The organism is Pseudomonas lini (genome assembly GCF_001042905.1).
GTDB lineage: Bacteria > Pseudomonadota > Gammaproteobacteria > Pseudomonadales > Pseudomonadaceae > Aquipseudomonas > Aquipseudomonas lini.
Genome location: NZ_JYLB01000014.1, coordinates 51,588 through 75,104 on the forward strand (window position 1 = coordinate 51,588; position 23,517 = coordinate 75,104).

19 protein-coding genes and 1 riboswitch are annotated in these 23,517 nt (G+C 59.6%); of the genes, 11 read left to right on the forward strand and 8 right to left on the reverse strand.

Going from position 1 to position 23,517, the window contains the following annotated elements:
* Positions 1-46 precede the first annotated feature (46 nt).
* Positions 47-280, reverse strand: coding sequence for a hypothetical protein (locus tag TU81_RS28310; protein WP_038981595.1), 234 nt, complete (start codon positions 278-280; stop codon positions 47-49).
* 205 nt (positions 281-485) lie between these two features.
* Here TU81_RS28310 and TU81_RS28315 point away from each other — a divergent pair, with 205 nt between their 5' ends.
* Complete coding sequence (locus TU81_RS28315; protein ID WP_038981596.1) at positions 486-1,070, forward strand: YajG family lipoprotein; 585 nt, start codon at positions 486-488, stop codon at positions 1,068-1,070.
* Between the two features lie 269 nt (positions 1,071-1,339).
* Here the strand turns inward: TU81_RS28315 and TU81_RS28320 are convergent, their stop codons facing one another.
* Positions 1,340-1,546 carry a hypothetical protein gene (locus TU81_RS28320; RefSeq protein ID WP_038981597.1) on the reverse strand — a complete coding sequence of 69 codons (207 nt, stop codon included), beginning with the start codon at positions 1,544-1,546 and terminating at the stop codon, positions 1,340-1,342.
* 193 nt (positions 1,547-1,739) lie between these two features.
* On the opposite strand from TU81_RS28320, the gene TU81_RS28325 reads away from it, so the two are divergent.
* The gene (locus tag TU81_RS28325) at positions 1,740-2,018 is read left to right on the forward strand and encodes a hypothetical protein (protein WP_038981598.1); all 279 of its coding nucleotides are present in this window, start codon (positions 1,740-1,742) and stop codon (positions 2,016-2,018) included.
* Positions 2,019-2,183: 165 nt separating this feature from the next.
* Here TU81_RS28325 and TU81_RS28330 read toward each other — a convergent pair whose 3' ends face one another.
* A complete protein-coding gene (locus TU81_RS28330) occupies positions 2,184-3,347 on the reverse strand; it encodes a 1-acyl-sn-glycerol-3-phosphate acyltransferase (protein ID WP_173667516.1) in 1,164 nt (387 codons plus the stop codon).
* Between the two features lie 142 nt (positions 3,348-3,489).
* On the opposite strand from TU81_RS28330, the gene TU81_RS28335 reads away from it, so the two are divergent.
* The 3 genes from TU81_RS28335 to TU81_RS28345 are packed head-to-tail and all read left to right on the forward strand — an operon-like array spanning position 3,490 to position 4,598.
* On the forward strand, positions 3,490-3,672 hold the full coding sequence (locus TU81_RS28335) for a CPXCG motif-containing cysteine-rich protein (protein WP_007905243.1): 183 nt from the start codon (positions 3,490-3,492) through the stop codon (positions 3,670-3,672).
* A gap of 6 nt (positions 3,673-3,678) precedes the next feature.
* A complete protein-coding gene (locus TU81_RS28340; protein WP_038981600.1) occupies positions 3,679-3,939 on the forward strand; it encodes a putative signal transducing protein in 261 nt (86 codons plus the stop codon).
* Positions 3,940-3,974: 35 nt separating this feature from the next.
* Positions 3,975-4,598, forward strand: coding sequence for an SOS response-associated peptidase (locus TU81_RS28345; protein ID WP_038981601.1), 624 nt, complete (start codon positions 3,975-3,977; stop codon positions 4,596-4,598).
* A 232-nt stretch (positions 4,599-4,830) separates the two neighbouring features.
* On the opposite strand, the gene TU81_RS31295 is transcribed toward TU81_RS28345, so the two are convergent.
* On the reverse strand, positions 4,831-6,972 hold the full coding sequence (locus tag TU81_RS31295) for a methyl-accepting chemotaxis protein (RefSeq protein ID WP_048397772.1): 2,142 nt from the start codon (positions 6,970-6,972) through the stop codon (positions 4,831-4,833).
* Positions 6,973-7,239: 267 nt separating this feature from the next.
* Here TU81_RS31295 and TU81_RS28355 point away from each other — a divergent pair, with 267 nt between their 5' ends.
* Complete coding sequence (locus tag TU81_RS28355) at positions 7,240-8,058, forward strand: M48 family metallopeptidase (RefSeq protein ID WP_048397774.1); 819 nt, start codon at positions 7,240-7,242, stop codon at positions 8,056-8,058.
* Between the two features lie 149 nt (positions 8,059-8,207).
* Here the strand turns inward: TU81_RS28355 and TU81_RS28360 are convergent, their stop codons facing one another.
* The 3 genes from TU81_RS28360 to TU81_RS28370 all read right to left on the reverse strand — a co-directional run bounded on the left by TU81_RS28360 (position 8,208) and on the right by TU81_RS28370 (position 11,130).
* The gene (locus TU81_RS28360) at positions 8,208-8,792 is read right to left on the reverse strand and encodes a TMEM165/GDT1 family protein (protein WP_038983604.1); all 585 of its coding nucleotides are present in this window, start codon (positions 8,790-8,792) and stop codon (positions 8,208-8,210) included.
* A 91-nt stretch (positions 8,793-8,883) separates the two neighbouring features.
* Positions 8,884-9,008, reverse strand: a riboswitch (yybP-ykoY riboswitch).
* A 124-nt stretch (positions 9,009-9,132) separates the two neighbouring features.
* Positions 9,133-10,131 (reverse strand): class I SAM-dependent methyltransferase, encoded by a 999-nt coding sequence (locus tag TU81_RS28365; protein ID WP_048397776.1) that lies wholly within the window; start codon positions 10,129-10,131, stop codon positions 9,133-9,135.
* A gap of 33 nt (positions 10,132-10,164) precedes the next feature.
* A complete protein-coding gene (locus tag TU81_RS28370) occupies positions 10,165-11,130 on the reverse strand; it encodes a 2-hydroxyacid dehydrogenase (RefSeq protein WP_048397777.1) in 966 nt (321 codons plus the stop codon).
* 283 nt (positions 11,131-11,413) lie between these two features.
* Here TU81_RS28370 and TU81_RS28375 point away from each other — a divergent pair, with 283 nt between their 5' ends.
* The 5 genes from TU81_RS28375 (at position 11,414) to TU81_RS28395 (ending at position 20,770) form a co-directional block, all read left to right on the forward strand.
* Positions 11,414-12,043: a LysE family translocator gene (locus TU81_RS28375; RefSeq protein ID WP_038981606.1), complete on the forward strand. Its 630-nt coding sequence runs from the start codon at positions 11,414-11,416 to the stop codon at positions 12,041-12,043.
* Between the two features lie 297 nt (positions 12,044-12,340).
* Positions 12,341-14,023, forward strand: a complete 1,683-nt coding sequence (locus tag TU81_RS28380; protein ID WP_048397780.1) for a fatty acid--CoA ligase — start codon at positions 12,341-12,343, stop codon at positions 14,021-14,023.
* Positions 14,024-14,357: 334 nt separating this feature from the next.
* Positions 14,358-16,247: a DUF1302 domain-containing protein gene (locus tag TU81_RS28385; protein WP_048397782.1), complete on the forward strand. Its 1,890-nt coding sequence runs from the start codon at positions 14,358-14,360 to the stop codon at positions 16,245-16,247.
* A gap of 28 nt (positions 16,248-16,275) precedes the next feature.
* Complete coding sequence (locus TU81_RS28390; protein ID WP_048397784.1) at positions 16,276-17,640, forward strand: DUF1329 domain-containing protein; 1,365 nt, start codon at positions 16,276-16,278, stop codon at positions 17,638-17,640.
* Positions 17,641-18,031: 391 nt separating this feature from the next.
* Entirely contained in the window at positions 18,032-20,770 is a 2,739-nt protein-coding gene (locus TU81_RS28395; protein WP_048397786.1) for a LuxR C-terminal-related transcriptional regulator, read from the forward strand.
* A 114-nt stretch (positions 20,771-20,884) separates the two neighbouring features.
* Here TU81_RS28395 and TU81_RS28400 read toward each other — a convergent pair.
* On the reverse strand, positions 20,885-23,517 hold a 2,633-nt coding region (locus tag TU81_RS28400), incomplete at its 5' end, for a beta strand repeat-containing protein (RefSeq protein ID WP_048397788.1).

Genomic DNA, 23,517 nt, shown 5'->3' on the forward strand with positions numbered 1-23,517 from the left:
AACGCAGGGAAATGGTCGTGTTTAATGACTTTTATTAGGCGTCCGGTCAGGTGGTCAACAGTTGTTGCGCACGCACACGTGGCTGGCGCTGGCTGACACGGGCGCTGGCGGGCAGGGGATGGTGCAGCCAGTTGAGGCGGATTTCTTCGATTTCGACCCAGCCATCGCCCATGGGCTGCAGGCTGCACTGTTTGAACGCCTGGCAGCGACCATTGCGGTCGAGCAGGGCAAAGCAGCGATGCAGTGGGCGTGGCGCGAACATTGAGATGAGAAAACGCATGGCAAAGTACCTTGTGGGGTGACTGCTGTGAAGGTTGCCAGTGAGCCATGACGTGCATGTGTATGGGCGGTGACAGATGTGTGACAGGAACCGCACTGTGCCGGGTTTGTCAGAGATTTCAGTAATCGTTGCTGGACGCTAGTTCGCCGCAGTGGCGCACCGCTATACTGCGGGCCTGTTTGTGCCTGATTCTGGAGAGAAGAGCATGTTGCAACGCCTGTTGTTCGGTTTGATCACTGTGACCAGTTTGACCCTCGTCGGCTGCGCCCACAGCCCGCAACAACTGAACCCGGAACCCAAGCTGACAGCTCAGTTGGCACCGGTCGGCCGTGGTCAGCCGGTGGTGGTGCGTGTGGTGGACGGTCGTCCGTCGCCAACGCTGGGAACTCGTGGTGGTCTGTATCCGGAGACCAGTGCGATCACCGTGCAGGGCGCGCAGATTCTGCCGAAGTTGCAAGCTCAGGCTGAAGCGGCCGTGCGCTTGCTGGGCTTTACCCCGACGGCCAATGCGCTGAATGCACCGCAATTGACAGTGACCCTGGCCGAGCTGAAGTATCAGTCGCCCAAAGAGGGCATGTACGTGACTGAGGCAACGATTGGCGCGACATTCCGTTCGGATGTGCAGAATGCCAACCGTCGTTACAGCGGTCGTTACGGTGCGTCGCTGGATCAGCGTTTTGGGATGGCGCCGAATCAGGAAACCAATACCAAGCTGGTCAGTGATGTGTTGAGTGATGCGTTGACCCGCTTGTTCAAGGACCCGACGATTGGTCAGGTGCTTGCCGAGTAACGGTTTGCGGCTTGTTTAAAGAACCCGGTGTCAGTGATGGCACCGGGTTTTTTTGTGCTCGCAGATCCATTGTGGGAGCAAACCTGCTCACGATGCACCTGTAGGAGCGAGGCTTGCCCGCGAAGACGGCCTGACAACCGGCCAATCCCTCGCAGATGCACACGATTCAATTATGTGATTCTGCTCGCAATGGTGGTGTGTCAGGCAACATCCACGTTGAATGTGAGAAAGCCTTCGCGGGCAAGCCTCGCTCCTACAGGGCAGGACGCTCAAGCCGCCTCCGAATAAAAATCCAGAACACTGACCCCCGTCAGCAAATCCGTCTCCGGCAAGTCCGCATGTTGATGCCCACCCAGCGCGCAATACACCAGCCAATGCCGGTCTTGTACGTTGAAGGCGAGGCTGCCGACTAAGGTTTGTTGTTCGTCGCTTGGGGCAATGAGGTAGAGGCGGTCCTGGTTTTCGGCGTGGAGCATGACGGGGTCCGTGTCGGTTTCGAGGGGCGACAGACTGGCGGATTCAGATGACGGCGCCGTGACACAGGACAGTAATCGGCTAAATGGTTTCGTTATTTGTCGGAAAGCCGGGGCAGGTCGGAGCGCTTTCGGTAGAATCCGCGCCGTGGTCGTCGGTCCGGCGTCTGCTACACCGGTTAGCCTGAGGTTTGTGATGTCGCTGCAATTGATTTCGCTTCTTACTTCTCATCCCGCCAAATTGATCAACTTGCTGGCCTTGCTGTTCGCCTTCCCGGGCGGCTGGTTGCTGCACGCCACCCGTCGTCGCGAACAGCGCGCCATGGCCAGTATCGAGGCGCAGCGCCAAAGTCGTCCCAGTGAAGAGCCAACGCTGGATTGGGCGACCCTGCGCATGAACCGGTTTTTCTACCGCTTCGGTTTCGCCTGCCTCGGGATGGCGTTGCTGGTGTCGTGGATCAGCACTCGCGTCTGAAAATCAAAAGATCGCAGCCTGCGGCAGCTCCTACGGGGGATTGCGCATACAGGTGGGATATCGGGTGTACTCGGTCAATGTAGGAGCTGCCGAAGGCTGCGATCTTTTGATCTTGCATAAAAGAAACGGCGCCCGAAGGCGCCGTTGTCATTTCCAGCCATTGCCTTACAGCGGCAACCCGGCCTTCACCCGATACTGATTGCGCACCGGCGTCGCATATTGCAGCACCAGGAACGGACGATGCTCCTCAGGGCAGGCATCCAGCCGGCGCTGCCATTCTTCCTGAGCCTTGGCCAGTTCGTCGGCCGCAAACACCTCGGCCGCTTTCGGCACCTGCAGTTGCGGGTCGGCGTCTTTCCACTGCGCATAGGCCAGGTAGTGCACCGGGAACAACCGGTAACCACCAAGAATCTGCTTGTCCATCTCGATCGCCAACTGCTTGGTGTCTTCGAACAGCTCGGTGATCGGCGCGGCGAAGTTCACGTGGACCCGGCCTTTGTAACCGGTGATGCCTTTGGCGATGCTCACGTCATCCTCGCCCGGCACCTTGGTGTAGCTGCCGGTGGTGGCGCGGATGTACAGCTCGCGGGCCTTGGCCTGGTCGCACGGGTCGTATTCGTAGCTGATCGACACCGGAGTGAGGTTCAGCGAGCGGATGACTTCGCCGAACGGCTCGTCCTTGCGGCTCATGTGGAACATCTTGAGGATCGCCGACTCGGTACGGTCGTCGCCATCCTTGGCCCGGCCTTCGGCCTGGGCGATCCAGATCGAGGCGCAGTCGTTGCGGATCGAGTGGTTGATGTACGCCGACAACAGCTGATACGCCGCCATTTTTTCCCGGCGGCCGGTGATCGAACGGTGCACGATGAAACTCTTGTTCAGACGCATCAAATCGCTGACAAAAGGCTTTTGCAGCAAGTTGTCACCAATGGCAATGCGCGGGGTCGGCAGGCCGGCGTGGTACACGGCGTAGTTGACGAAGGCCGGGTCCATCACGATGTCGCGGTGGTTGGCGATGAACAGGTAGGCGCTGCCGGACTTGAACTGCTCGACGCCGGTGTAGGTGACACCGTCGGTGGCGCGCTCGATGGTGTGGTCGACGTAAACCTCGACCTTGTCTTGCAATGTGGCCACCGAATTGACGCTGGCGAACTCACGGCGCAGCCGATGAGCTATAAGAGGTTTGAGCATCCAGCCGAAGGCACCGGCATAACGCGGGAAGCGGAAGTGGATGAGGATATCTAGAAGCGCCTTGTCGCCGAGCAGCCGTGCCAGCACCGCTGGGACTTCGCTGTCGTCGTAAGGTCGGATGGCATCGAATTCGCCCATCATGCTCTCTTGTTAGAAACGGCTAGGGTAAGTAAAGGTTTTGATCGAAAACCAACGGGGCACGGTCTGAAAAGTTAGCCAGACGAAAATAGCCCTGCAAATAGACCGGCGATTATACGCACAAGTCACCTGGGAGACCGCGATGCTGGAAACCGAGCGCTATGAATGCCCGTATTGCGGTGAAGAGTCTGAGGCTGTTCTGGACTTGTCCGGCGGCGATCAGACCTATATCGAAGATTGTCCTGTGTGTTGCCGTCCCATTACTTTTGTTTTGCAGACTGACGGTCATGAATGGTTGCTCGAAGTTCACAGCGAAAACGAGTGAGGGTCTATGCAGCGCATCTACGAACCGGAAAACCTGATGGAAGGCGAGTTGCTGCAAGGCATGCTCGCCAGCGAGGGCATCGAGGCGCATCTGGTTGGGCGTGATTTGGTCGGCGGCACCGGGGAGTTGCCGATGTTCGGCTTGCTGGGCCTGTCGGTCGATAACGATCAGGCTGAATACGCCCGAGAGCTGATCACCGCGTACAATGCCGCGCTGCCGCTGTCCGGCGATGAACCGGACAGTTTTCCGGGCACGCTGGTCTGTTAGGCTGACGTTCGTTTGATCAAGAGTCGTATTGCCCCATGTGTGGACGTTATGCCCTGTTTCGCTGGAACCCCGCCTTCGCGGCCCTGCCCGGATTCCCCGCCGATCAGCAGGCCCAGTGGAATATCTCCCCCAACGATTCGGTGTTGATGCTGCGTGCCGGCGCAGACGGGCAACGTGAGTTGGCCCGCGCCCGCTGGGGCCTGACGCCGCCGTGGCTGACCGACCTGTCCCGCACCCCGGCCCATGCCCGCGCCGAAACCGTGGCCGAACAACCGATGTTTCGCGAAGCCTTGCGCCTGCGTCGTTGCCTGCTGCCGGCCAATGGTTTCTACGAATGGCGCGGCACCACGCGCAAACGTCCGTACTGGCTGACTCCGGGGGAGGGTTCGGCGCTGTTCTTTGCGGCGATCTGGGAGGCGTATCCGGTGCAGGAGCAGGTGTGGTTGAGCACGGCGGTGATCACCCAGCCGGCCTCGAGTCAGCGTCGACCGTTGATTCTCGATGCGGCGGGGCAGGAAGCCTGGCTCAACCCGGAAACGCCGTTGCATGCCTTGCAGGCATTGCTGGCCAGCGAACCCGCGGCGTTGCGCGAGCGGGTGCTGGCGAACCTGGTGAATGATCCGAAGCTCAATGGGCCGGAGTGTTTGACCCCCGGCTGATTAGTTGTCTGGGCTGACGTCATCGCGGGCAAGCCCTAATGCCAGTCAGTTAAGCGAGTAAGCCGCTTTTTTGTAGGAGCCAGGCTTGCCGGCGAAGGCGTTCTTAAGGACGCCTTCGCCGGCAAGCCTGGCTCCTACAGGTCCGATTTTCCCTTAACTGACTGGCATTAGGGCAAGCCCGCTCCCACAGGGATTTATGGTGTTCACAAAACCTGTGGGAGCGGGCTTCAGATCAAACCTTGAACTGATTGATCAACCGCCGCTGCTGCTCTGCCAACTTGGTCAAGTCCGCACTGGCCGCGCTCGATTCATCCGCTCCGCCCGCCACTTCATTGGCCACTTGCCCGATGTTGATCACGTTACGGTTGATGTCGTCCGCCACCGCGCTCTGTTCCTCGGCCGCGCTGGCGATCTGGGTGTTCATGTCGTTGATCACCGACACCGCCTGCGTAATGGTCTCCAGCGCCTCGGCCGCTTTTGCCGCGTGCTGCACGCTTTCGTCGGTGCGGTTCTGGCTGTCTTCCATGACCCGCACCACATCGCGGGTGCCTTGTTGCAGGTGCTGGATCATCGTCTGGATTTCTTCCGTGGCCTTCTGGGTTTTCTGCGCCAGGTTGCGCACTTCATCGGCCACCACTGCAAACCCACGACCTTGCTCACCGGCACGGGCGGCTTCGATGGCGGCATTCAAGGCCAATAGATTGGTCTGCTCGGCAATGCCGCGAATGGCCGTCAGGATCGCATTGATGTTTTCGCTGTCCTTGGCTAGGGTCTGCACAACGCCGACGGCTTTGCCAATTTCCACCGCCAAAACGCCAATTGAATTCGACGTATCCCGGACGATTTGCATGCCTTGCGCCGCTGCCTGATCCGCATGGCTGGCGGCTTGCGCGGCCTGAGTGGCATTGCGCGCGACATCCTGGGCGGTGGCGGTCATTTCATGCACGGCGGTCGCGACCTGATCGATCTCGGCCATTTGTTTATGCACGCCGATGTTGGTGCGAATGGCGATGTCGGCGGTATGTTCCGATGAGTCGCTGACGCTCTGCACCGACGTCACCACTTGGGTAATCATCGCCTGCAACTTCGCGAGGAAGGTGTTGAAGCCTTTGGCTATCGAGCCTAATTCGTCGGCGCGGTCGCTGGTCAGACGACGGGTCAGGTCGCCTTCGCCTTGGGCAATATCGTCGAGCATCGCGACCATTTGCTTGAGCGGCCGCGCAATGCCGTGGCCTACCAGCCAGATCACCAACAAACCGATACCGGCGATCAACAGTCCGACCATGGCCATGCCAAAGGTGTCGGATTTGCGCTGTGCATCCAGGTCACCCTGAAGTTTTTGCAGATCGGCCATCACCGCGTTCAGCGGCAATTGCAGCATCAAGGTCCAGCGGGCGTCGGTCTGGCCGATGCCGAAGGGCAGGTACAACTCGATCCGGCCCTGGGCCTTGTCGACGGTGTAAGTCACTTCGCCGCGCTTGAGATTGGCCATGTTGGCAATCTGTTTGCTGTCGAGAATGTCACTGACCTTTTCGCCGAATTTGCTCGGGTCGTTGGTGTAGGCGACGATCCGTCCGTTACCACCGATCAACGCCATTTTCCCGGCGCCGCTGTACAGTTTCTGATTCGCTCCCAGGAGCATGTCCTGGATGAAGTTCACCGACAGGTCGGCGCCGACGATGCCCTGGAACGCGCCATTGAGCATGATCGGTTCAATGAAAGAGGCGAGCATGACGATCTTGTCGCCGACCTTGTAGGGCGCCGGATCGATCACGCAGGATTTTTTGGTTTCTTTGGAGCACAGGTAGTACTCGCTGGCGCGCACGCCGGTGGAGAGTGTTTTCTGGTCGTCGACGTCCACCAGTTTGTCCAGCCCCAGGCTGCCGTCTTCGTTGCGGAACCACCACGGCAGGAAGCGCCCGTTGCTGGCGTCGATGCCGACCACTGGGGTGTCGACGTAGGCCGCATCGTTGTGGTCGAGGGCGTTTTTTTCCCAACCGATGTAGGTGCCGAGAATTTTCGGGTTCCGGGCGACGTTTTCCTTGATCAGGCTAATCAGTTGCTCACGGCTCAGGCTCAACTGTGGCTGGCCATCGGCGCCCGGGGTACCGATCAACGCGTTCACCCGCACCAGCCCGCCGGCGATCAGCAGCGGTGCTTCGAGTTCGCGCTGGATCTGGCTGACCTGGGTTTGCGCCAGCGAGGTCAGGCGTTGTTCGATGACTTGCTCGAACTGCGCCTGAGTCCGTTGCTGGACCATGTCTTGGGTCCGGGCGCCGGAAAACAGCGCGTACAGCACCAAAGCGGCGACGACGCTGAGCACAATGGCGCCGGCCAGGGCGGCAACGGAAAACTGGATCGACTTGAATTTCATGAGTGCTCCGCACGCAAGAGGACGTCTGCGGTGCTGTATCGGCAGGAAGCTGGAAGGTCATGAACGACCCATGACGAATTGGCTGTTTTGGAGTGCTGGATGTCGCAAATGAATCATTGCTGACCGTGATCGGCCGTGGCGGGCGCTGCTATGTGAATTTTTTCCTACGGGGTTTTGTCTGAAATGTACGTGTTACACGTCCGTTGTATCTGGCGCCGATACAAATCCCCACCTAGGATACGCGGCATGTTTCCAGGGAGCTTCTTGATGAATAAGACATTGGTTTTGTGTGCACTGAGCGCAGGTCTGCTGCTCGCCGGTTGTCAGTCGGTCAACACCACCAGCGGTGGTGCCGTAGGGGTTGAGCGCAAGCAATACATGTTCAGCATGTTATCGACCGCCGAGGTCAACCAGATGTACGCCCAGTCTTATCAAAAGACCGTCGGGGAGGCGAGCAGCAAAGGGGTTCTGGACAAAACCAGTAACGATGCCAAGCGCGTTCAGGCGATCTCTAAGCGGCTGATTGCCCAGGCGCCGGTGTTCCGTCCGGATTCGGCCCAGTGGCAGTGGGAAGTGAATCTGATCAAGAGCGACGATCTCAATGCTTCCTGTGGGCCTGGCGGCAAGATCATTTTCTACTCCGGGCTGATCGACACCCTGCAACTCACCGACGACGAAATCGCCGCCATCATTGGCCATGAAATCGCTCACGCCTTGCGCGAGCACGGTCGCGAAGCGATGTCCAAGGCTTACGGTATCGAAATGGCCAAACAGGGCGCCGGTGCGTTGTTCGGTCTGGGCGAGGGCGGCTTGGCCCTGGCGGACACCGTAGCCCAATACGGCATGACCTTGCCCAACAGTCGAGGCAATGAAAACGAGGCAGACTTGATCGGCCTCGAATTGGCTGCCCGCGCCGGGTACAACCCGAACGCGGCGATCACCCTGTGGAACAAGATGAGCAAAGCCTCAAATGGCGCGCCGCCAGAGTTCTTGAGCACTCACCCGGCGTCGAGCAGTCGGATTGCTGCCTTGCAGGCGGCGATTCCTAAAGTCATGCCGTTATATGAAAAAGCCAATAAATCCTGATCGATAGGCGTTGATGCCGCTGACGCCTTCGCGGGCAAGCCTCGCTCCCACAGGTTTTGTGTCGTACACACATTATGTAATCGACCGAAAACCTGTGGGAGCGAGGCTTGCCCGCGAAGAACGATAACGCGGTCTAACGACCTACAGCGTCAAACCCACCCACTGCTCTCCATCGCCGTGTACACCGCAACAATCGCCAGGATCAGGAACGCCGACGCCGCAAGGCGACGGATCAGGGTCAAGGGCAGTTTGTCCGCCGCAAAGTTACCTGCCAGTACCACCGGCACGTTGGCAATCAACATCCCGACGGTAGTGCCGATGATCACCAGCCACAGGTCCGGGTATTGCGCGGCGAGCATCACCGTTGCGACTTGGGTCTTGTCGCCCATCTCCGCGAGGAAGAACGCAATCAACGTAGTCAGGAACGGCCCGAATTTGCGGGCGGTGCTGGCTTCGTCTTCGTCCATTTTGTCCGGCACCAGCGTCCACAGGGCCGTAGCGGTGAAGCTCGCGGCGAGGATCCAGTGCAACGTCGCATTCGAGAAGAAACTGCCGAACCAGGCGCCTACCGCACCGGCTGCCGCATGGTTGGCCAGGGTCGCGGCGACGATGCCGGCGATGATTGGCCAGGGCTTGCGAAAGCGGGCAGCGAGAATGAGCGCGAGCAGTTGCGTCTTGTCGCCGATTTCGGCCAAGGCAACGATTGCGGTGGGAACGAGCAGGGAATCCAACATCATCAGGGTTTTCCTAAGGGGCGGGTCGACACGGCTATGACACGTACAGCCTTCCCGCCCCGGGTAAGGTGTTCGTGTCATAGGTCTTGTCAAACCCTGCGATCCGTCTGATGCGGACGCTTGGGTCGCATACGCCATGGTCTGAGGACCAAGTATGTTGACGTATGCCGGACGAGCATGGCGCTCGTGGGAGACTACTCCCCTAGGACGGAGCGGATTCTGCCTAGGCAAATCCGATTGGGCAAGCCCCAATGGCGCTTTTCGTAGGAGCCAGGCTTGCCGGCGAAGGCTCTCTTGAGGGCGCCTTCGCCGGCAAGCCTGGCTCCTACGGGGCCGATTTTCAGCCGCGCTTGGCCCGGTAGATTCGGAAACCCTGTCCTTCAGCCTTGATCGCACACACGCCCAAGTGCTCTTCGATCAGCGGTTGATACTTCAGGAAGCTGTTCGCTACCAGTCGAAGTTCGCCGCCGTTTTTCAGATGTTTAGCCGCTTTTCGCAGCAAGTTCTCGGTGGCGAAGTAATCGGTGTGTACGCCGACATGGAACGGTGGGTTGCTCAGGATCGCGCTCAAACCCATGGGCGCGGCATCGATGCCGTCACCGGTCATCACCTCCGCGTCCAGGCCGTTGGCGGCCAGGGTCAGGCGACTGCTGGCAGCGGCAAACGCGTCCACATCGAGCAGGGTGACCTGGTTGTGTGGATAACGCCGCTTGACCGCCGCCCCCAACACACCCGCGCCGCAACCGAAGTCCAGCAAGTGGCCGCTCGGCAGTTTGTCCAGATGCTCCAGCAGCAGGGCGCTGCCGCGATCCAGGCGACCGTGGCTGAACACGCCCGGCAGGCTGATGACTTTCAATGGGCCTTCGGCCAACGGCAGTTCGTAGGTCTGTGCCAGGCTTTCCAGCGACTTGGCTTCTGGTGCATTGGCCACGGTGACCTGCCAGAGTTGGCAATGCCGTGCGCTGTCGAGCTTACGGGGTTTGCCGAAGGGATTCAGTTGCTTGGCCGCGCCTTCGATGCCGCTGCGTTTTTCGCCTACCAAATACAACTCACGGCCGGCCAAACGAGAGGCGAGGGCGTTGAGGATGTAGTCGGTCAGGTCTTTGGACTTAGGCAGAAACACCACGGCGCTGTCGAACTCGCGCTCCGGCGAATTCACGCCGAAATGGCTGCGCTCGGCGAAACGGGCGTTCAGTGCCGTTTGATCACCAGCATGCCAGCACCAACCGTGGGCATCGGGCAGCCGGCCCAGCAAATCATCGGCGGGCAAACCGGCCAGCAGCACCGAACCCTGGAATAACTCAGCCTGACGAAGCAGTACTTCACTGCGCGGATCCATACTCTGCTCCTGGAAAAAAAGTGCCGCAGTTTATCAACTGACGACCCGCAGCGCTTGACCGCTGAAGTAGCCTTGGGCGTTTTCGGTCAACTGGCCAACGATTCGCTGCCGCGCCTCGCGACTGCCCCAAGCGTTGTGCGGGGTGACGATCAATCGTGGGATATCGTGGGCCAACAACGGATTGCCCGCGGTGGGTGGTTCGATGCTCAACACATCAGTGGCCGCACCGCCCAAGTGACCGTTGCGCAGGGCATCAGCCAATGCTTGTTCGTCAATCAAACCGCCGCGCGCGGTGTTGACCACGAAAGCACCGGGTTTCATCGAGGCCAGTTCACGGGCGCCGATAAAGTGGCGAGTGTGTTCGTTGAGCGGGCAGTGCAGGGTCAGGGCGTCGATTTGCGGCAGCAGTTCATTCAGCGGCAAACGATCCGGCCGGGCAGGGCGCCCCGGAATCTGCCCCAGCAACACGCGCATACCGAACGCCTCGGCCAACCGCGCCACGGCACTGCCCAGTTCACCGTGGCCAAGCAGGCCGAGGGTTTTGCCTTCGAGTTCGACGATCGGATAGTCCAGTAGGCAGAACTGTTTCGCCTGCTGCCAGCGACCTTCGGCGACTGCTTTTTGGTAGTCAGCCAGGCGCGTCGCCAGATTCAGCAGCAACATGATCGTATGCTGAGCCACCGACGGCGTGCCGTAACCCTGGCAGTTGCAAACGGTGATTCCGTGGGCGCGGGCGGCGGCGAGGTCGACGTTGTTGGTGCCGGTGGCGGTGATCAGGATCAGCTTCAACTCGGGGCTGGCAGCCATGGCCGCCGCATCGATCAGGATTTTGTTGCTGATGACGACAGTGGCGCCCTTGAGGCGCTCGACCACCTGATCGGGCGTGGTCTGCGCGAACAGCTGCAAATCGCTGAAGCACTCGCGTAGCGGGCTGAGGTCGAGATCGCCGAGGTCCAGGGACGGATGGTCGAGGAAAACGGCGCGGCGAGAGTTCGTCATCAACTGTACCTTTTGTGCATTGAACTGAAGGCGTAATCTGCCGAGCCTACCAGATGACACAATTGGTAATGCTGCCGAAGGCTGCGTTCGCTGTAGGAGCGAGGCTTGCCCGCGAAGCAAGCACCGCGGTGTCTCTGATGCACCGCGTTATCGTTCTTCGCGGGCAAGCCTCGCTCCTACAGGAATGCACAGATTGAGGTGGCCACAGATTTCACAGATGCCATAGGGTGTGGTCCATCCTTGGAAAAATTTCAATTGATCGCCCTGCCCAAAAGGAGCCCCCATGTACTGGACAGAGTTCTTGACCGTTGCCTTGATTCACCTGCTGGCCGTCGCCAGCCCCGGCCCGGACTTTGCCGTGGTGGTGCGTGAGAGCGTGACCCACGGTCGCCGTGCCGGGACCTGGACGGCGCTGGGCGTCGGCTCGGCGATTTTCCTGCACGTCGGCTATTCGCTGTTGGGTATCGGATTGATCGTGTCCCAGTCGATCGTGCTGTTCAACGCCTTGAAATGGGCCGCCGCCGCGTATTTGCTGTACATCGGCTTCAAGGCCTTGCGCGCGCAACCAGCCAAACCGGTGGCTGACGACCTGCACCAGGAAGCGGGCGATCGCACTGCGCGGGGCGCTTTCACTTCGGGGTTCGTGACCAATGGCTTGAACCCGAAAGCCACGCTATTTTTCCTGTCGTTGTTCACCGTGGTGATCAACCCGCACACACCATTGGCGGTACAGGCCGGTTACGGGATTTATCTGGCCGCGGCGACGGCAGTCTGGTTCTGCCTGGTGGCGATGCTGTTCAGTCAACAGCGCGTGCGCGCCGGTTTCGCCCGCATGGGCCACTGGTTCGACCGGACCATGGGCGCGGTGCTGATCGCCATCGGCGTGAAACTAGCGTTCACCGAGATGCATTGATCAATCACTACTCTGCCAAACGGCGCGGTCCCCTGTAGGAGCTGCCGCAGGCTGCGATCTTTTGATCTTCAGCGATATCGAAATCGCCCAAGATCAAAAGATCGCAGCCTTCGGCAGCTCCTACGCCTGATTCAGCAGCGCATCCGATATAGATAACGAATTCCTGCAAATGCTGGCGCAAAGCTAGCATTTATATGGCTGTGCAAATCATCCCTTTGGCTGATTTGGCTGGCGTTCAAGGGCTCTAGAGTGCTTAGCTTTAAAAGCCAAGACCGTGCAGTCAGAAAAGGGACTCTTATGTTGCAGACTCGCGTTATCCCCCCAGCCGAGGGCGCTTACCAGTATCCGCTGTTGATTAAACGGCTGCTGATGTCCGGTGCCCGTTACGAAAAAACCCGCGAGATCATCTACCGCGATCAATTGCGCTATAGCTATCCGACCCTGATCGAGCGGGTCGCGCGCCTGGCCAACGTGTTGACGGCCGCCGGCGTGAAGGCCGGAGATACCGTGGCAGTGATGGACTGGGACAGCCATCGCTACCTGGAATGCATGTTTGCCATCCCGATGATCGGCGCGGTGATCCACACCATCAACGTGCGCCTGTCGCCGGAACAGATTCTCTACACCATGAACCACGCCGAGGACCGCTTCGTGCTGGTCAATAGCGAGTTCGTCGGGCTGTATAAGGCGATTGCCGGGCACCTGACCACCGTGGAGAAAACCCTGCTGCTGACCGACTTGCCGGAAAAAACCGCCGACCTGCCGAACCTGGTCGGCGAGTACGAGCAATTGCTGGCCGCCGCGAGCCCGCAGTACGACTTTGAAGATTTCGACGAAAACTCGGTCGCCACCACGTTCTACACCACCGGCACCACCGGTAACCCCAAAGGCGTGTATTTCACCCATCGCCAGCTGGTGCTGCACACCATGGGCGTGTCGACCATCATGGGTTCCATCGACAGCGTGCGCCTGCTGGGCACCAACGACGTGTACATGCCGATCACCCCGATGTTCCATGTGCATGCCTGGGGCTTGCCATATGTAGCAACCATGCTCGGGCTCAAGCAGGTCTACCCCGGCCGTTACGATCCCGAGTATCTGGTGGAACTGTGGCGCAAGGAGAAGGTGAGCTTTTCCCACTGCGTGCCGACCATTCTGCAAATGGTCCTCAATGCCAAGGCGGCGCAAAACATCGATTTCGGTGGCTGGAAAATCGTCATCGGCGGCAGTGCGCTCAACCGTGCGCTGTATGAAGCGGCCAAAGCCAAGGGCATTCAGTTGACCGCCGCTTACGGCATGTCGGAAACCGGGCCATTGGTATCGTGCGCGCACCTCAACGAAGAGCTGATGGCCGGCACCGAAGACGAACGCACCACCTACCGGATCAAGGCCGGTGTACCGGGGCCATTGGTCGAGGCGGCGATCGTCGACACCGACGGCAACTTCCTGCCTGCCGATGGCGAGACCCAGGGCGAATTGGTGTTGCGTGCGCCGTGGCTCACCGAGGGTTATTTCAACGAGCCGCAGAAAGGTGCCGAGCTCTGGGCCGGAGGCTGGTTGCACACCGGCGACGTGGCGACGCTGGACAGCATGGGCGTGATCGACATTCGCGACCGGATCAAGGACGTGATCAAGACCGGCGGCGAGTGGATCTCCTCCCTGGACCTGGAAGACCTGATCAGCCGCCACCCCGCGGTACGCGAAGTAGCAGTGGTGGGCATCGCCGATCCGCAGTGGGGCGAGCGGCCGTTTGCGCTGCTGGTGGTCCGCGACGGGCATGAGATCGGGGCCAAGGATCTCAAGGAACACCTCAAACCGTTCGTTGAGCAGGGGCACCTGAGCAAGTGGGCTATCCCGAGCCAGATCGCCATTGTTACTGAAATTCCCAAGACCAGTGTCGGTAAGCTCGACAAGAAGCGCATCCGCGTCGACATCACCGAATGGCAGGCCAACAACAGTACCTTCCTCTCGACGCTTTAAGCGTCATCTGGCGCGCCGAAAACGGCGCGCCAGACCCACCAAGCAAGCGCTTGGCTTGTGAAATCCGAATTTTCAGCCATCCTTGCCGTGCCGACATGTGTCGGACTGGCGAAAGGACTGTTCCAGAGTGGCCGGCAGCTGCAAATCACACTTTAGAGGGATCAAGCACTACTACCTGCTGGCTATAGTCCGCTCAAGGAATTTTTAAGAACGGAGCGCGCACAAAACGGGGCGATGCAACTTTGGAGTGACGTCGGAACCGCTTGGCTTCCGGTCACCCACAACGTTTTTAAAAGTACTTAGCCATAACAATAATGCACATGGAGTAGCGTCGATGACATCAGTAAACCAGTTCTGGCGCCGGGCGAAACTGCCCCTGGCGGTCAGTCTCGCCTCTTCGCTCGCCGGGCCTGCATTCGGCGTCAGTTTCAACGTCGGTGAGATCGAAGGTCAATTTGACTCATCCCTGTCGATCGGAGCCAGTTGGTCTACTCAGAGCCCCAACAAGAATCTTATCGGCGTCAATAACGGGGGCCACGGCCTGTCCCAGACGTCCGATGACGGTCACAACAACTTCAAGAGCGGCGAAACTTTTTCGAAGATCTTCAAGGGCATCCATGACCTTGAATTGAAATACGGCGACACCGGTGTCTTCGTCCGGGGCAAATACTGGTACGACTTCGAACTCAAGGATGAAAGCCGCGAGTTCAAGGACATCAGCGACAGCAACCGTAAAGAAGGCGCCAAGTCCGCTGGCGGCCAGATCCTCGACGCCTTCGTCTACCACAACTACGCCATTGCCGATCAGCCGGGTTCCGTGCGTCTGGGCAAGCAGGTCGTGAGCTGGGGTGAAAGTACTTTCATCGGCGGCGGCATCAACTCGATCAACCCGATCGACGTGTCCGCGTTCCGTCGTCCCGGTGCCGAGGTCAAGGAAGGTCTGATCCCGGTCAACATGTTCTACGTGTCCCAGAGCCTCACCGACAATCTGTCGGCCGAAGCCTTCTATCAGCTGGAATGGGACCAGACGGTTGTCGATAACTGTGGCACCTTTTTCTCCCAGCCAGACATCATTGCCGACGGTTGCGACAACAACCTGCGCGTGCTGAACAAGCGCTCGACCATTCCGGCCGCGGCCCTGCCTACATTGACCAGGCTGGGCGTCGACGTGAACGATGAAGGTGTGCTGGTGCGTCGTGGGGCGGATCGCGATGCGCGGGACAGCGGCCAGTGGGGCGCGTCCCTCAAATACATGTTCGAGCCGCTAGACACCGAGTTCGGTGCCTATTTCATGAATTATCACAGTCGTGCGCCGATCTTCAGCGCCACCGGTGCTCCAGCGGCGGCCTACGCCCGGGCAGCGGCTTTGCCAGGGGCGCTTCGTGCTCTGGCGCCGTTGGTGGTCGCAGGTAATTCCGAGTACTTCGTCGAGTACCCGGAAGATATCCGCCTCTACGGTCTGAGCTTCTCCACTACCCTGCCTACCGGTACGGCGTGGAGCGGTGAGATCAGCTATCGTCCGAACGCGCCGGTGCAACTCAACTCCACCGACATCCTGTTTGCCGGCGTACGCCCATTGGGTGGCGCCCTGACCAATGCTTCGCTGCTCCCCGGTGTACCGGGTCAGGATCTGCACGGCTATCGCCGCAAGGAAATCACCCAGTTCCAGACCACCCTGACGCACTTCTTCGATCAGGTCATGGGCGCCAGCCGTCTGACCCTGGTGGGCGAAGTGGGCGTGACCCATGTTGGCGGTCTGGAAAGCAGCTCTGATGTCCGTTACGGCCGTGACCCGGTCTACGGTCCTGGTGAACTGCCCAATACCGGCGGCCTCAACACCTGCTCGGCGATCCTTAACACCAGCACCATCAACGGTGCCGGCGCGGGTGCCGCTACCAACAACCGCAGCCGCAACTGCAACAACGAGGGCTTTACCACATCGATGTCGTGGGGTTATCGCGGTCGCGCCATCTGGGATTACAACGACGTGTTCGCCGGTGTGAACCTCAAGCCAAACGTGGCCTGGTCCCATGACGTGAGCGGTTACTCGCCTGGCCCTGGCGGTAACTTCGAGGAAGGTCGTAAAGCGGTGAGCCTGGGTGTCGATGCCGAATACCAGAACACCTACACCGCGAGCCTGGCGTACACCAACTTCTTCGACGGCAAGTACACCACCGTGGATGATCGCGACTTCGTTGCGCTCAGCTTCGGCGTGAACTTCTAAGCACTGTATTTTCAGGACGAACACATTTATGAAAATAACAAAGAGTCTGTTCCACGTTGGCGTTCTGGGGCTGTCGCTGCTGGCAACCGGTGTCATGGCGGCGGTCCCTGCGGCCGAAGCGGACAAGCTGGGCAAGAGCCTGACCCCGATGGGCGCCGAGATGGCGGGCAACGCCGACGGCTCGATCCCGGCCTGGAAACCCATGCCGAAAAACGCCGGTAGCGTGGATAGCAAGGGTTTTCTGTCTGATCCGTTCGCGAGTGAAAAACCGCAGTTCACCATCACCGCGCAGAACGTCGACCAGTACAAGGACAAGCTCGCGCCGGGCCAGTACGCAATGTTCAAGCGCTACCCGGAAACCTTCAAGATGCCGGTCTACCCGTCCCATCGCGGTGCCACCGTGCCGGATGACGTGTTCGCCTCCATCAAGAAAAACGCCACCAACACTAACCTGGTGTCCGGCGGCAACGGTCTGGAAAACTTCGAAACCGCGATCCCGTTCCCGATTCCGAAAAGTGGCGTTGAAGTCATCTGGAACCACATCACCCGTTATCGCGGCGGCAGTGTGACCCGTCTGATAACCCAGGCCACACCGCAGCCGAACGGCTCGTTCAGCCTCGTGTACTTCGAGGACCAATTCGTGTTCCGCGACAAGATGAAGGATTACGACCCGAAAAATCCGGGCAACATCCTGTTCTACTTCAAGCAGAAAGTGACCGCGCCGGCGCGTCTGGCCGGTGGTGTGCTGCTGGTACACGAAACCCTCGACCAGGTTAAAGAACCGCGTTCGGCGTGGGTCTACAACGCCGGGCAACGCCGTGTACGTCGTGCGCCGCAAGTGTCCTATGACGGGCCGGGTACCGCTGCCGATGGCCTGCGTACCTCCGACAACCTGGACATGTACAACGGTGCGCCGGATCGCTATGACTGGAAGCTCGAAGGCAAGAAAGAGATGTACATCGCCTCCGACAGCTACAAGCTCGATGATCCTAAACTGAAGTACGCCGACATCATCAAGGCCGGTCACATCAACCAGGACCTGGCTCGCTATGAACTGCGTCGGGTCTGGCATGTGGTCGCGACCCTGAAGGAAGGTCAGCGACACATCTACGCCAAACGTGACTTCTACATCGACGAAGACACCTGGCAGGCAGCTGTGGTCGATCACTACGACGGTCGCGGGCAACTGTGGCGTGTCGCCGAGGCTCACTCCGAGAACTACTACGACAAGCAAGTGCCGTGGTACGCCCTCGAAACCTTGTATGACCTGCAATCGGGCCGTTACCTGGCCCTGGGCATGAAGAACGAAGAGAAGTCGGCCTATAACTTCGGCTTCACTGCCAGCACCGCAGACTTCACGCCGGCAGCTTTGCGTCAGGAAGGCGTTCGCTAATACGGTGTAAACCGAGGCCGCATCCTCGAAAAAACGCCCCGACTGGTTCGGGGCTTTTTTTATCGGAATTTTGTATCAGGGCGCACTTGTTAACGCGGGGGGGCTCGCGAAACGTCGGTGACTGTGATGGCCCTTTCGCGAGCAAGCCCGCTCCCACACTTGATCTTCGGTGGATATACAATCTGTGAGCAATGGAGATCCAGTGTGGGAGCGGGCTTGCTCGCGAAGGGAGCGACACGGTCTGTCGAAAAAACTGCACCTCAGGCTTGGCAACTTCTGTTCGTAGTCTTTTTGTAGCCATTTGTAGCAATAACCTTCAATAGCTCTTCGTTTACCGCTAGGCTGCGGACATCTGTAACGCCGCCATCAGCCTTTCAAACAAGAGCCGGCCATGACTGATCTGTCCCCAATTCCGGGCCCTGCAAGCGTTGCCGTCGCCACATTGGACGGGCGCTTTTTCCGGCCTCCGCTGCCCGACGGCCATGTGCTGCGGCCGCGTTTGTGCGAGCGCCTGAGCGCCGGCCTCGGTGGCAGGCTGTTGCTGGTCAGTGCGCCGGCGGGGTTCGGCAAGAGTTCATTGGCGGTAGAGTTTTGCCAGGGGTTGCCGGGTCACTGGCAAAGCCTGTGGCTAGGGTTGAGTCCTCGGGACAGCGATCCCGGTCGTTTTCTTGAGCGCCTGCTCGAAGGTCTTCAGGAGTATTTTCCGCAATTGGGCAGCCAGGCGCTGGGGCTGCTGAAAATGCGCCAACGTCATCAGCCGTTCGCCTTCGAAGAATGGCTGGACGGTTTGCTCGATGAGCTGGCTGTGCACCTTTCACCCGGTACGCCGCTGTTGCTGGTGCTTGATGACTATCATCTGGCCCAAGGCCCGGTGCTTGATCGTTGCCTGCAATTTTTTCTCAATCATTTACCCGATGGTCTGCTGGTCATGGTCACCAGTCGGCAACGTCCCGACTGGCATCTGGCACGCCTGCGACTGTCGCGGCAACTGCTCGAGTTGAATGAGCAGGATCTTCGACTGACCCACGATGAAGCCCTGACCCTGCTTGATCGACACAGCATTTCATTGCGTGGCGAGGCGCTGGAAAGTTTGATTCAGCGCAGCGAAGGTTGGGTGGCCGGGCTGCGCTTCTGGTTGCTGGCGGCCTCCGAGGCGGGCAGCGAGGGCGCATTGCCCCAATCGCTGTACGGTGGGGAAGGGCTGATTCGCGATTACCTGCTCGAGGAAGTGATCGATTGCCTGCCCGCCGAGGTGCAGTCATTCCTGTACGAGACCGCGCCTCAAGAGCGCTTTTGCAGCGAGTTGTGCGACGCCGTGCGCGAAGCCCATGACAGTGCCGAGATCCTGCGTTTCCTGCTGGCGCATCAGGTGTTTCTGGTGCCGCTGGATGAACACGGTCACTGGTACCGCTATCACCACCTGTTTTCCGACCTGCTGCGCAGCCGGCCCACCGCCCAGGCGATGGTGCCGACGGCCAGCCTGCATCTGCGTGCCTGCCGCTGGTTCAACGCCCAAGGGTTACTCGATGAGGCGGTAGAGCAGGCGTTGCGTGCCGGGCATCTGGACGTTGCAGCGAATCTGGTACAAAACCTCTCTGAAGAACAGCTGCTGGCCGAGCAGAACGTTGGCATGTTGTTGCGCTGGAAAATGGACTTGCCCGACAGCCTGCTGATCAGCACGCCACGGCTGATCGTGCTCTACAGCTGGGCGTTGGGGCTGGCCTGCCAATTGGACGCCGCTGAGGAGCTGGCCAGCCACTTGAGCCGCTTCCTGCCGGCCCCGTCGGCCACTGCACAAAAATCCATGCTTGCGCAGTGGCTGGCCCTGAGCGGCATCATTGCCCGAGGGCGAGGCAATCGGGAGCTGACGTTGCTCTATTGCACCGAAGCGCTGGAGAGCCTGCCGGCCAAACGCTATGGACAGCGCCTGATGTGCCTCTCGACATTGTCTAACCTGGCCATTGCCGACAGCGACCTCTGGCGTGCCCGAGGGCTGAATCGTGAGTCCCTTGAACTGGCGCAACGGGTCGGCAATCCGCTGTTCGAGGCGCTGGCCCATTACGACCGCGCTCGCGTGCTCCAAGCGCGCGGGGAGATTCTTCGCTCACTGGATGAAGTCCGCCAAGGGCTGCAACGCCTGCAAGGCTTATCCCCGCAACGGCTCTATGCGGTGCGCGCACGGTTAACCTTATACGAGGGTTTTTTGCTGGCGCTGCGTTTGCAACCCCAGGCCGCGCGGGCACGTTTGCTCGCGGGTTTGGGCGAAGCGCGGGCCTGTCGCGACATCAGTGTGCTGATCGGCCACTGTGTGATTGCCCGTCTGGAGGGCAGCAGCGGCGAGTTCGCCAAAGCCTTCGCCGAACTCGCCGAGGCCGAGCGCCTGATGCACATCTGGGATGTCCCGCCGATTTACTACCTGGCGATGATCACCCTGGTCAAATGCGAACTCTGGCTGGCCCAGGGCCGCACCGACCTCGCCGAAGCCTGGCTCGCGCGATTGGGTCAGACCTACAACGGAGAGCATCCGGCGGCTCCCCCGGAATTCCATCCGCAATTGCCGCTGCACATTGAACTGCAACAGGCGGTGCTGGACATGCTGAAAGGCCAGCCCATGCTTGCCGAAGGGCGCTTGAACGCGTTGCATGAACACGGTCAGCACAGCGGCCGGCAGATGCTCAGCGTGATGGCGCTGAGTCAGAAAATCATCCTGTTGCTGGCGGGCGGGCGCGAATCCGAGGCCCGCAAGGCATTGGCCCAGGCTTTGGAAGCGGCCGCCGGTGGTGTCCTGCAACCGTTTGACCCATTGTTGAGCGAACACCCGGACTGGCTGCGCGGGCAACTTCAACTCTTTGCGCCGACGGCCGTTTCGCAGTGTCTCTCGGAAAAACTTCCGGCCATGGCCTCCCGGCCGATGGTGGAGTCATCGCCTGCGGCCGAACAACTCAGTACGCGTGAACTGGCCGTTCTGCGACTGATCGCCCAAGGGTGTTCGAACCAGGAAATCAGCGATCAGTTGTTCATTTCGCTGCACACGGTGAAAACCCATGCCAGTCATATCAACAGTAAGTTGGGGGTTGAGCGGCGCACGCAGGCGGTGGCGCGGGCGAAGGAGCTGGGGGTGTTGGTTTAGCATCGCAAGAGCTGTTCCCCCACAAAAACGAAAACGCCCCGAACAAGTCGGGGCGTTTTCGTTTGTACATTCCGGCCTGCCTGACAAGCCGGAGTTTACTTTCGTGATGAAGCGTCAGGCCACCAGATCGTTGGCACTGAAGGTATTGACACCCACCAGCTGGATTTCGAAGTCCGAGCCCAGGTCGCCATTGACGTTGCCATAGAGCATATGGTCGACGAAGCGCAGTTGTCCTGCGCCGGTGAAGTCATTCGCGCCGATAAAGCTGAAGCCGTTGAAGCCCGCGCTTACCAGATTGGCGTCGAAGTTGGTCAGATCGATCTTATCGCCCTGCAGACTGCTGAAGTCGGTGATGACATCGCGATTGGCGCCTGTACCCATTTCGTTTAGGGCACTGAAAACGAACTTGTCGGCACCTGCGCCACCGGTGAGGGTGTCTGTACCGATGCCTCCGTCCAGGATGTTGTTGGCGGTATTGCCCGTCAGTGTGTTGTTCAGGTCGTTGCCCAGCGCGGTAAAGGCGCCGCTACCCAGCAGCAACACGTTCTCGACGTTGTGCAGGTTGCTCAGGTTCAGGTCGATGGTGTTGGTTTGTGCCGTGGCGTTGTAGACGACGTACAGGGTGTCGGTGCCTTCACTGACGATTTCCTGGACCAGAGCCAGTTCGCCGACCTGATCAAGAAAGTAATCGTCGTTGCCCTTGCCACCGATCAGGGTGTCCACACCGGCGGCGCCATTGAGCTGGTTGTTGCCGTCGTTGCCGGTGATCACGTTATTCAGGGCGTTGCCGATGCCATAGGTGTTTGCCGTGCCGGTCAGTTCCAAGTTTTCCAGGTTGGCGCCCAGGATGTAGCTCACCGAAGAACGCACGGTGTCGATCTCACCGGCCAGGGTACTGGTCTCGATGGCCATGTCGCTGATGTTATCGACGATGTAAGTGTCGTTGCCATCGCCACCGCTCATGACATCTGCACCCAGGCCACCGTTTAGGATGTTGTTGCCGATGTAGCCATTGATGACGTTATTAAGGGCGTTGCCGGTACCGTTGAGGTTACCACTGCCCTGCAGCATCAGATTCTCGACGTTACTGCCCAGGGTGTAATCGATCAAGGAATAGACAGTGTCGATTTCGCTGGCCAGGGTGCTGGTTTCGATGACCACATCGCCGAGGTTGTCGACGACGTAGCTGTCGTTGCCGGCACCGCCGATCAGGGTGTCGGCACCGAGGCTGCCATCGAGGACGTTGTCCGCGGCGTTGCCGGTCAGGGTATTGTTCAGGTCGTTGCCCAGCGCGGTAAAAGCGCCGGCGCCGAGCAACAGCACGTTCTCGACGTTGCGCAGATTGCTCAGGTTCAAATCGATCATACTGGGCAGACCAATGACCTGGGTCGTAGAGTTGTAGACGACGTACAGGGTGTCGGTGCCTTCACTGACGATTTCCTGGACCAGGGTCAGTTCGCCGGCCTGATCAAGAAAATAATCGTCGTTGCCCTTACCACCGATCAGGGTGTCCACACCGGCGGCGCCATTGAGCTGGTTGTTGCCGTCGTTACCGGTAATCACGTTGTTCAGGGCGTTGCCGATGCCATAGGTGTTGGCCGTGCCGGTCAGTTCCAGGTTTTCCAGGTTGGCGCCCAGGATGTAGCTCATCGAAGAGCGTACGGTGTCGATCTCACCGGCCAGGGTACCGGTCTCGATGGCCACGTCGCCGAGGTTGTCGACGATGTAGGTATCGTTACCGGCGCCACCGATCAGGGTGTCGGCACCGAGACCGCCGTCCAGGATGTTGGAATCGGCATTGCCGGTCAGGGTATTGTTCAGGTCGTTGCCCAGCGCGGTGAAAGCGCCGGCGCCGAGCAACAGCACGTTCTCGATGTTGTGCAGGTTGCTCAGGTTCAGGTCGACGGTGTTAGTCTGTGCCGTGGCGTTGTAGACGACGTACAGGGAGTCGGTGCCTTCATTGGTGTTTTCCTGGACCAGGGCCAATTCGCCGGTCTGATCAAGAAAATAATCGTCGTTGCCCTTGCCGCCGATCAGGGTGTCCACACCAGCGGCGCCATTGAGCTGGTTGTTGCCGTCGTTACCGGTAATCACGTTGTTCAGGGCGTTGCCGATGCCATAGGTGTTGGCCGTGCCGGTCAGTTCCAGGTTTTCCAGGTTGGCGCCCAGGATGTAGCTCACCGAAGAACGCACGGTGTCGATCTCACCGGCTAGGGTACTGGTCTCGATGGCCATGTCGCCGAGGTTGTCGACGATGTAGGTATCGTTGCCGGCGCCACCGATCAGGGTGTCGGCACCGAGACCGCCGTCGAGGAGGTTGCCGCCCATATTGCCGGTGATCACATTGTTCAGGGTGTTGCCGGTGCCGTTGAGGTTGGCCCCATCCACCAGTATCAAGTTCTCGATGTTGTTGCCCAGGGTGTAATCGAAGGTGGAATAGACGGCGTCGATTTCGCTGGCCAGGGTGCTGGTTTCGATGACCACATCGCCGAGGTTGTCGACGACGTAGCTGTCGTTGCCGGCACCGCCGATCAAGGTGTCGGCACCGAGGCCGCCATTGAGGAGGTTGTCCGCGGCGTTGCCGGTCAGGCTGTTGTTCAGGTCGTTGCCCAGCGCGGTAAAAGCGCCGGCGCCGAGCAACAGCACGTTCTCGACGTTGTGCAGGTTGCTCAGGTTCAGGTCGACGGTGTTGGTCTGTGCCGTGGCGTTGTAGACGACGTACAGGGTGTCGGTGCCTTCACTGGCGT

Excerpts from the sequence above, each read along its gene's own strand:
- TU81_RS28310 (WP_038981595.1), bottom strand. The coding sequence starts at position 280 with ATGCGTTTTCTCATCTCAATGTTCGCGCCACGCCCACTGCATCGCTGC.
- TU81_RS28315 (WP_038981596.1), top strand. The coding sequence starts at position 486 with ATGTTGCAACGCCTGTTGTTCGGTTTGATCACTGTGACCAGTTTGACC.
- TU81_RS28320 (WP_038981597.1), bottom strand. The coding sequence starts at position 1,546 with ATGCTCCACGCCGAAAACCAGGACCGCCTCTACCTCATTGCCCCAAGC.
- TU81_RS28325 (WP_038981598.1), top strand. The coding sequence starts at position 1,740 with ATGTCGCTGCAATTGATTTCGCTTCTTACTTCTCATCCCGCCAAATTG.
- TU81_RS28330 (WP_173667516.1), bottom strand. The coding sequence starts at position 3,347 with ATGGGCGAATTCGATGCCATCCGACCTTACGACGACAGCGAAGTCCCA.
- TU81_RS28335 (WP_007905243.1), top strand. The coding sequence starts at position 3,490 with ATGCTGGAAACCGAGCGCTATGAATGCCCGTATTGCGGTGAAGAGTCT.
- TU81_RS28340 (WP_038981600.1), top strand. The coding sequence starts at position 3,679 with ATGCAGCGCATCTACGAACCGGAAAACCTGATGGAAGGCGAGTTGCTG.
- TU81_RS28345 (WP_038981601.1), top strand. The coding sequence starts at position 3,975 with ATGTGTGGACGTTATGCCCTGTTTCGCTGGAACCCCGCCTTCGCGGCC.
- TU81_RS31295 (WP_048397772.1), bottom strand. The coding sequence starts at position 6,972 with ATGAAATTCAAGTCGATCCAGTTTTCCGTTGCCGCCCTGGCCGGCGCC.
- TU81_RS28355 (WP_048397774.1), top strand. The coding sequence starts at position 7,240 with ATGAATAAGACATTGGTTTTGTGTGCACTGAGCGCAGGTCTGCTGCTC.
- TU81_RS28360 (WP_038983604.1), bottom strand. The coding sequence starts at position 8,792 with ATGTTGGATTCCCTGCTCGTTCCCACCGCAATCGTTGCCTTGGCCGAA.
- TU81_RS28365 (WP_048397776.1), bottom strand. The coding sequence starts at position 10,131 with ATGGATCCGCGCAGTGAAGTACTGCTTCGTCAGGCTGAGTTATTCCAG.
- TU81_RS28370 (WP_048397777.1), bottom strand. The coding sequence starts at position 11,130 with ATGACGAACTCTCGCCGCGCCGTTTTCCTCGACCATCCGTCCCTGGAC.
- TU81_RS28375 (WP_038981606.1), top strand. The coding sequence starts at position 11,414 with ATGTACTGGACAGAGTTCTTGACCGTTGCCTTGATTCACCTGCTGGCC.
- TU81_RS28380 (WP_048397780.1), top strand. The coding sequence starts at position 12,341 with ATGTTGCAGACTCGCGTTATCCCCCCAGCCGAGGGCGCTTACCAGTAT.
- TU81_RS28385 (WP_048397782.1), top strand. The coding sequence starts at position 14,358 with ATGACATCAGTAAACCAGTTCTGGCGCCGGGCGAAACTGCCCCTGGCG.
- TU81_RS28390 (WP_048397784.1), top strand. The coding sequence starts at position 16,276 with ATGAAAATAACAAAGAGTCTGTTCCACGTTGGCGTTCTGGGGCTGTCG.
- TU81_RS28395 (WP_048397786.1), top strand. The coding sequence starts at position 18,032 with ATGACTGATCTGTCCCCAATTCCGGGCCCTGCAAGCGTTGCCGTCGCC.